Genomic DNA, 7,764 nt, shown 5'->3' on the forward strand with positions numbered 1-7,764 from the left:
ATGAACGACCGCATGGTGTGGATCGACTGCGAGATGACCGGGCTCTCGTTGACGGAAGACGCACTCATCGAGGTGGCCGCACTGGTCACCGACTCGGAGCTGAACGTGCTCGGCGAAGGGGTGGACATCGTGATCCGCCCGCCGGACGCGGCCCTGGAGACCATGCCCGAGGTGGTGCGGCAGATGCACACCGCCTCGGGCCTCCTCGACGAGCTGGCCGGGGGCACCACCCTGGCCGACGCCGAGGCCCAGGTGCTGAACTACGTCCGCGAGCACGTGAAGGAGCCCGGCAAGGCCCCGCTCTGCGGGAACTCGGTCTCCACCGACCGCGGGTTCCTGGCGCGGGACATGGCGGCCCTGGAGGGCTACCTGCACTACCGGATCGTCGATGTCTCCTCGATCAAGGAGCTGGCGCGCCGCTGGTACCCGAGGGCGTACTTCAACAGCCCCGCCAAGAACGGCAACCACCGGGCGCTCGCGGACATCCGTGACTCCATCACGGAGCTGCGCTACTACCGCGAGGCGGTCTTCGTGCCGCAGCCCGGCCCGGACTCGGAGCGCGCGAAGGCCATCGCGGCCCGTGTCGCACCGCCCGCGCCGTAGGACCTCGTGAAGCCGCTGGTCATAGCCCTTTCGGGGGTCGGGACCGGCGGCTGAACAACTGGGGCGCGAGCACCCTCTCGGACCCTGTACACTTTTTCTCGGCCGGTCAGAAAAAGACCGGACATGGTGGGTATAGCTCAGATGGTAGAGCACCTGGTTGTGGTCCAGGATGTCGCGGGTTCGAGTCCCGTTACTCACCCTGAATGATCAAGGCCTGGCCCGTGAAAACGGGTCAGGCCTTCTTCATGTCCAGGGCCTTGGGTCCTTGGGACCTTTGGATCCCGCGGCCTTGAGGTCTTGAGACCGGGGTCTCGGGGGCCTCCGGCGGCTCCGGCGCGCGAGGGATCACTACCGGGAAACGCAGCGGGCCGGTGCGCCTGTATGCGACTCGGGCACCACCGGTTCATCCCCGCCGTTCTCGTTTGGCAGCGTGTCGTCAAGCGCAAAAGAAGGAAGAGGACCTTCCTCTTCCGATCCCGCTGGCCGCATTCCCGCTGCATGGAAGAAACCTGGACTTCTTCACCCCGGTGGAGAAGGTCCTTCTGATGTTCGCCACGGCAGTCGTCGAGACATCGACCGTCGTCGAGCAGGCATTCGGCCCCGGCCCTCCTGGTCGATCTGACAGGCGTGGCGCAGCGGGAGGTCACCTACGACATCGACTACGGCTGGGGCCCGACCAGGCCCAACTGGACCACCCCCGTCGATTCCCTGACCCTGCTCACGCCCCTGCTGATCCAGCGGGACAGGTCGCTGCCGGCCTCCGCGTGATCCGGTACATCACGGCCGGTACCCGGGCCGCGCTCCTCCGGACGAAGGGCGCGGCCCGGCGGCGGGCCCGGGCGGCAGCCCGCCTCCGACAGCAGAGGAAAGGGGCGGGGACCGATTTCGCCATGAATCACATCGTCTGATCGACGCCCCCAACAGCCGGGTGACGCCCGTCACGAGGAGTCGCGGACGACCAGTTCGGTGGGCAGCACGATCTGGGGGCGTTCCTGGGTCTCGCTCGCGATCTCCTTGAGCAGCACGCGGGCCATCGTGCGGCCCATCTCCTCGATCGGCTGGCGGACGCTGGTGAGGGCCGGGTCCATGTGGCGGGCCACCGCCGAGTCGTCGAAGCCGATGAGGGCCACGTCGTCCGGGATGCGGCGGCCGGCCTCGCGCAGGACCTGGCGGGCGCCCGCGGCCATCACATCGGAGGCGGCGAAGACCGCGTCGACGTCGGGGCGGCGGGCCAGCAGTTCACGCATGGCGCGGGCGCCGCCCTCCTCGGAGAAGTCGGCGGGGCCGATCAGCCGCTCGTCCGGTTCGAGTCCGGCCTCGTGGATCGCGGCGCGGTAGCCGTCCAGGCGGCACTGCGCACCGTGGACGTCCCCGGGCCCGGTGATCGTAGCGATGGCGCGGCGGCCCCGGGTCACCAGGTGGCCGACCGCGGCGCGGGCGCCCCCGAAGTTGTCGGAGTCGACCGCGGCGAGCGTCTCGGAGGCCGATCTGCGGCCGCCCATCACGGCCGGCATGCCGAGCTGTTCCAGCAGGTCGGGCAGCGGGTCGTCGGCGTGGACGGAGACCATCAGCACCCCGTCGACGCGGTGCGCGGTCAGGTACTGGGCCAGCCGGCGGCGCTCGCGGTCGTTGCCGGCGAGAGTGAGCAGCAGCTGCATCTCGGTGTCCGCGAGCGCCGCCCCGACACCGCGGACGATGTCGGAGAAGTACGGCTCGGCGAAGAATCGGGTCTCCGACTCGGGCACCACCAGGGCGATGGCGTCCGTACGGTTCCCGGCGAGGGCGCGGGCCGCCCGATTGGGCACGTAGCCCAGCTCGGCGACGGCCGCCTCCACCGCCTCGCGGGTCTGTGCGCTGACCCGCGGTGAGCCGTTGATGACCCGCGAGGCCGTGCCGCGCCCCACCCCTGCCCGTGCCGCGACTTCTTCGAGCGTGGGCCGGCCACCGCTCCGTACTCGCGCTGCCGTCATGGCTGCCTCCCGTTCGCGGTCAATTTCTCACAGCCGGGTGGCCGGGCCAAGTCCTGTGATCGGCTTCTCCGGCAGCCCGTCCGGGGACGGGCTGCCGCTCCGCATCACCCTTCTGGGAGCGCTCCCATCCTACGCTGGCGTCGGATGACGTCGGCGTACCAGTGGGCGCTCGCCTTGGGGATGCGGCGCTGGGTTTCGTAGTCGACGTAGACGGCTCCGAAGCGCTTTGAGTACCCGTAGCCCCACTCGAAGTTGTCCATCAGGGACCAGAGGAAGTAGCCGCGTACGTCCGCCCCGGCGGCCACGGCCCGTCGCACCGCGTCGAGGTGGCCGCGCAGGTACTCGATCCGCTCGGGGTCCTCGACCCGGCCGTCGGGCGAGACGTGGTCGTCGAAGGCCGCGCCGTTCTCGGTGACCATCAGAGGCAGGCCGGGGTTGTCCCGGGCCACGTCCATGAGGAGCTCGTACAGCCCGTCGGGGTCGATCGCCCAGTTCATGGCGGTGCGCGCACGGCCCTCGGCGAGGTGGAAGGCCACGTGTTCGGAGCCGGGCCACGGGGAGTGGTCGCTGTTGCCGTGGCCGTCGTCGCGCGAGTCGCCGGCGCCGTCGGCGGGCGTGGAGACCAGCGTCGGTGTGTAGTAGTTGACGCCCAGGACGTCGACCGGCCGGGAGATGACCGCCGGGTCGCCGTCGTGGACCAGCTCCGGCCAGTCGACCAGGTGCTCGGTGTCGGCGATCAGGTCCTCGGGGTACGCGCCGTGCAGCATCGGACCGGTGAAGATCCGGTTGCCCACCGCGTCGATCCGGCGGGCGGCGTCCGCGTCGGCGGCGCTGTCGGTCAGCGGGCGGACGTGGTGGAGGTTGAGGGTGACCGAGATCTGCGCGGTGGCGGGGAGGCGGTCGCGCAGGACCTCGGTCGCCCGGCCGTGGGCGAGGTTGAGGTGGTGGGCGGCGCGCAGCGCGGCGGCGGGCTCGGTGCGGCCCGGGGCGTGCACGCCGGAGCCGTAGCCGAGGAAGGCCGAGCACCAGGGTTCGTTGAGGGTGGTCCAGGTGGTGACCCGGTCGCCGAGGGCCCCGGCCATGATGCCGGCGTAGTCGGCGAAGCGTTCGGCGGTCACCCGCTGGGGCCAGCCGCCCGCGTCCTCCAGGTCCTGGGGCAGGTCCCAGTGGTAGAGGGTGGCGACGGGTGCGATGCCCGCTTCGAGGAGTTCGTCGACGAGCCTGCGGTAGAAGTCCAGGCCGCGTTCGACGGCGGGGCCGCGGCCGGTGGGCTGCACCCGGGGCCAGGAGACGGAGAAGCGGTAGGCCGTCAGGCCGAGCCGCTTCATCAGCGCCACGTCGTCGCGGTAGCGGTGGTAGTGGTCGGCGGCGATGTCTCCGGTGTCGCCGCCGAGGACCTTGCCCGGGGTGTGGCTGAAGGTGTCCCAGATGGAGGGGGTCCGGCCGTCCTCGGCGGCGGCGCCCTCGACCTGGTACGCGGCCGTGGCCGCCCCCCAGACGAAGCCGGTCGGGAATTCGGCCGCTTCGGGGGCGGCCTTCGGGGCGGTGTCGGGTCGTACGGCAGTCATACGGGAGCGCTCCCAGGGTGGATGGGCGGGGGGATGGAAGTGGGTGGTTCGGTATCAGCCCTTGACGGCGCCGGACATGATCCCGCCGACGATCCGTTTGCCGAAGACCACGAAGACCACGAGCAGCGGGAGGGTGCTGATCAGCGCGCCCGCCATCACGATGCTCTGGTCGGGGACGTAGGAGGCGCTCAGCTGGCCGAGGGCCACCTGGAGCGTGGGGTTCTCCTGGTTCAGGGCGAGGTACGGCCAGAAGAAGTCGTTCCAGGCCTGTACGAAGGTGAGCATGCCGAGCACCATCATGGCCGGGCGGGCCACGGGGAGCACGATGCTCCACACGACGCGGAGGTTGTTCGCTCCGTCCACCTTGCCCGCCTCGATGAGTTCGTAGGGCAGCGCCTCGCTGAGGTACTGCCGCATGAAGAACACTCCGAACGCGCTCACCAGCGTCGGGAAGATCACCGACTCCAGCTGACCGCCCCATCCGATGTCGGACATCATCATGAACAGCGGTACGACGCTGAGTTGGGGCGGGATCGTGAGCGTGGCGACGACCGCGGTCATCAGTGCGCCGCGGCCCCTGAAGCGCATCTTGGCGAAGGCGTAGCCGGCCAGGGTGCAGAAGAAGAGCGTCGCCGCGGTGATGCTCGCGGACACGACGAGCGTGTTCCAGATGGCCTTGCCGAGATGAGCCTGTTCCCAGGCCGCTTCGAGGTTGTTGAACAGGTTGCCGCCGGGGACGAACGGCGGGGTGGTGTCCAGTATCTCGTCCTGGGTGCGGGACGCGGCGACGAGTGTCCAGTACAGCGGGAAGAGGGAGCCGATGCCGACGACGGCGAGGGCGAAGTAGGCGAAGGGGCCGGCGTGGTGCTGGCGGCCCGCGCCCTGTTTGAACCTGCTGCGCCGCGAAGGAGCGCCGGGGGCTGCGGACCTGGACACCTGACGGTGGTCCGGGGCGGTGACGGGGCTGGTCGTGGTCATGGGTATCGCTCCCGGTCAGGCCGAGGTCTTGCGCACGGAGCGCCCGACGAGCCAGTTGATCGCGGCAATGAGCAGCAGCAGGGCGAGCATGGCCCAGGCGACCGCGGCGGCCGGACCGAGGTGTCCGAGCTTCCAGCCGTAGTTGTAGAGGTAGACGCTGAGCGTCTCGTACTGGTGCTCGTTGCCCCCTTGCGCGCCGATGGTGCCGCCCTCCAGGAGCAGCGGCTCGCCGAACAACTGCATCGACCCGATGGTCGAGATGACGATCGTGAAGAGGATCGTGGGCCGCAGCGCCGGGATCGTCACGTTGCGGAACTGCTGCCAGCGCGAGGCGCCGTCGAGCGAGGCGGCCTCGTAGAGGTCGGACGGGACGGCCTGCATCGCGGCCAGATAGATCAGGGCGTTGTAGCCGGTCCAGCGCCAGATCACGATGACCGAGATGGCGATCTTGGACGACCAGTGGCCGTTGGCCCAGTTGGTGTCGCCGAGACCGATGAGGTCGAGGGCCCAGTTCAGCAGACCGCCGTCGGCGCGGAAGACGAGGGCGAAGACCAGGGCGGCGGAGGCCACGGAGGTGGCGTACGGGGTGAGGATCACCGTCCGCCAGAAGGTGCTGGCGCGCAGCCTGTAGTTCAGCAGGTGGGCCAGGCCCAGCGCCACCAGCAGCTGCGGGACGGTGGAGATCACACCGATGACGAAGGTGTTGCCGACGGCCGTCCAGAACTCCGGGTCCTGGAGGACCCTGCTGAAGTTCTCCCAGCCGACCCATTCCATCCGGTCGAGGCTGATCATCTCCACCCGGTGCAGGGCGATCCAGCCGGTGTAGAGGAGGGGGTAGAGCCCGAAGGCGCCGAAGACGAGGAAGAAGGGGGCGATGTAGGCGTAGGGGGACGCCTTGTCGTCGAATCGCCAGAGCCGGCTGCGCCATGCCTGGCGGCCGGGGGACATGGCCTTCGGGACGCGCCGGTCCGGCTTCGGACCGGGTGCGCCCCGGGCGGGGATCGAGGTTGCCACAGAGGGGAGTCCTTCACTGGGGTGTGCCGACACCGCGGGGGTGGGCCGGATTCCCGGTCGGGTCCGGCGGTGGTGTCGGAGTCCGTGCGCGGGGCCGGCGAGCGGGGTCTGTCCGGCGGATCGGGGTCGGGCCCCGGCCGTGATCGGCCGGACAGGCCCTGGGGGCGGCCCCGGTGCGGGCGGGCCGGGACGCGGATGTGGAGGTCCCGGCCGCCCGCGTCGACGGGGATTCTCAGCCGATCACCTTGTCGATGGCCTCCGTGGCGGCCTTCCAGGCGTCGTCGGGCTTGGTGCCCCGCTGCTCCATGTTGTTGATCTGGGTGGAGATGCTGTCCTTGATGATGCCGTCCTTGGGGCCCAGCACGGCTGCGGGGATGACCTGGGCCTCCTCGGCGTAGATCTCACCGATGGGGGCGTTGTTGAAGTACGCGAGCTCGGCGCTCTTCACCTCGGGGAGCTCGTAGGCGCCCTTGTTCGACGGGAAGACGCCGACGGCCTTGAACACGGCGGCCTGCTGCTCGGGGGCGGTCAGCCACTTGACGAGCTTCTGCGCCTCCTCGACGTTCTTGCCCTTGGCGGGCACCGCGAGGAAGGAACCGCCCCAGTTGGCCGCGGTCCGGCCCGGGGTACGGGCGATGTCCCACTTGCCCTTGAACTCGTCACCGGCGTACGTGGCGATCTGGGCGGCCATCCACGCGGGGCAGGCGACCGTGGCGACCGTGCCCTTGCGCAGTGCGGCCTTCCACGGGTCCTGGAACTGGGCCAGGCCGGCGGTCAGATCCTTCCCGGCGGCCTCGGCGGCGAGGTTCCAGCCCGCCTTGACGCCGGCGCTGTCCTTGTAGATCGCCTTGCCGTCCTTGGCGTAGTACTGCTCCTCGTTGGAGGAGACCACGCTGTTGTACATGGCGCTGGCCGAGTCCATGTAGAAGGTGCCCTTGGGGGCCTTCTTCTTGTACTCCTCGCCGAGCTTGAGGTAGTCGTCCCAGCCTCCGGCGACCTTGGCGGCGACCTCCTCGCGGTCGGCGGGCAGGCCGGCCTGCTCGAACAGGTCGCGGCGGTAACAGAGCGACATCGGGCCGATGTCGGTGCCCGCGCCGATGACCTTGCCCGCGTCGGTGGTGGCCTGCAGCGCCTTCCAGCCGACCCACTGGTCGGCGTCGATGACCCCGGCCAGGTCGGCGAAGGCGTCCGCCTTGGTGTCGACGAGCTCCTTCACCCGGCCGACCTCGATGCCCTGGACGTCGGCCAGCCCGCTGCCCGTGTTGAGCTGCTGGAGGAACTTCGGGTAGTAGACCTGCTCGTCGGCGGTGACGTTCTCCTTGACCGTGATGTTCGGGTGCAGTTCGTGGTACTTGGCGAAGAGCCCGGCCTCCTTGTAGCCGAACTGCCCGAAGTCGGCGACGGTCAGCGTGACGTTCCCGTTCGCGTCGGGGCCGGTGCTGCCCGACGGGTCCGAGTCGCTGCTGCAGCCGGTCAGCAGCACGGCCGAGACCGTCAGGCCGGTGGTGGCCAGGACCGCGGCTCTGCGGCTCCGGCCGGTGACGGTGCGGGTGATGCGCATTCCACTACTCCTTGTTCCGGGGTGGGACGTTCCGGGGGTGACGTACCGGGGTGAGGTTCAGGGGCTGTCT

At 70.0% G+C, this 7,764-nt stretch carries 7 protein-coding genes and 1 tRNA gene; 3 read left to right on the top strand and 5 right to left on the bottom strand.

Features of this window, described 5'->3' with window-relative positions; genetic code table 11:
* The 3 genes from orn (at nt 1) to AADR41_RS12920 (ending at nt 1,371) form a co-directional block, all read left to right on the top strand.
* The gene (gene orn, locus AADR41_RS12910; RefSeq protein ID WP_342281508.1) at nt 1-603 is read left to right on the top strand and encodes an oligoribonuclease; all 603 of its coding nucleotides are present in this window, start codon (nt 1-3) and stop codon (nt 601-603) included.
* Nucleotides 604-729: 126 nt separating this feature from the next.
* Nucleotides 730-802: transfer RNA gene (locus AADR41_RS12915), tRNA-His, on the top strand.
* Between the two features lie 428 nt (nt 803-1,230).
* On the top strand, nt 1,231-1,371 hold the full coding sequence (locus AADR41_RS12920) for a hypothetical protein (RefSeq protein WP_342281509.1): 141 nt from the start codon (nt 1,231-1,233) through the stop codon (nt 1,369-1,371).
* Nucleotides 1,372-1,541: 170 nt separating this feature from the next.
* On the opposite strand, the gene AADR41_RS12925 is transcribed toward AADR41_RS12920, so the two are convergent.
* The 5 genes from AADR41_RS12925 to AADR41_RS12945 form a co-directional block, all read right to left on the bottom strand.
* Entirely contained in the window at nt 1,542-2,573 is a 1,032-nt protein-coding gene (locus tag AADR41_RS12925) for a LacI family DNA-binding transcriptional regulator (RefSeq protein ID WP_342281510.1), read from the bottom strand.
* A gap of 104 nt (nt 2,574-2,677) precedes the next feature.
* Nucleotides 2,678-4,141 (bottom strand): GH1 family beta-glucosidase, encoded by a 1,464-nt coding sequence (locus tag AADR41_RS12930; protein WP_342281511.1) that lies wholly within the window; start codon nt 4,139-4,141, stop codon nt 2,678-2,680.
* A gap of 54 nt (nt 4,142-4,195) precedes the next feature.
* Nucleotides 4,196-5,119, bottom strand: a complete 924-nt coding sequence (locus tag AADR41_RS12935) for a carbohydrate ABC transporter permease (RefSeq protein WP_342281512.1) — start codon at nt 5,117-5,119, stop codon at nt 4,196-4,198.
* A 15-nt stretch (nt 5,120-5,134) separates the two neighbouring features.
* The gene (locus AADR41_RS12940) at nt 5,135-6,133 is read right to left on the bottom strand and encodes a carbohydrate ABC transporter permease (protein WP_446751025.1); all 999 of its coding nucleotides are present in this window, start codon (nt 6,131-6,133) and stop codon (nt 5,135-5,137) included.
* 232 nt (nt 6,134-6,365) lie between these two features.
* Nucleotides 6,366-7,694 carry an ABC transporter substrate-binding protein gene (locus tag AADR41_RS12945; RefSeq protein WP_342281513.1) on the bottom strand — a complete coding sequence of 443 codons (1,329 nt, stop codon included), beginning with the start codon at nt 7,692-7,694 and terminating at the stop codon, nt 6,366-6,368.
* Nucleotides 7,695-7,764 lie beyond the last annotated feature (70 nt).

The organism is Streptomyces sp. CLV115 (assembly GCF_038448545.1).
GTDB classification, from domain to species: domain Bacteria; phylum Actinomycetota; class Actinomycetes; order Streptomycetales; family Streptomycetaceae; genus Streptomyces; species Streptomyces sanglieri.

What these genes read in the sequence shown, in the direction of transcription:
- orn (WP_342281508.1), top strand. Translation starts at nt 1, where the DNA reads ATGAACGACCGCATGGTGTGGATCGACTGCGAGATGACCGGGCTCTCG.
- AADR41_RS12925 (WP_342281510.1), bottom strand. Translation starts at nt 2,573, where the DNA reads ATGACGGCAGCGCGAGTACGGAGCGGTGGCCGGCCCACGCTCGAAGAA.
- AADR41_RS12930 (WP_342281511.1), bottom strand. Translation starts at nt 4,141, where the DNA reads ATGACTGCCGTACGACCCGACACCGCCCCGAAGGCCGCCCCCGAAGCG.
- AADR41_RS12935 (WP_342281512.1), bottom strand. Translation starts at nt 5,119, where the DNA reads ATGACCACGACCAGCCCCGTCACCGCCCCGGACCACCGTCAGGTGTCC.
- AADR41_RS12945 (WP_342281513.1), bottom strand. Translation starts at nt 7,694, where the DNA reads ATGCGCATCACCCGCACCGTCACCGGCCGGAGCCGCAGAGCCGCGGTC.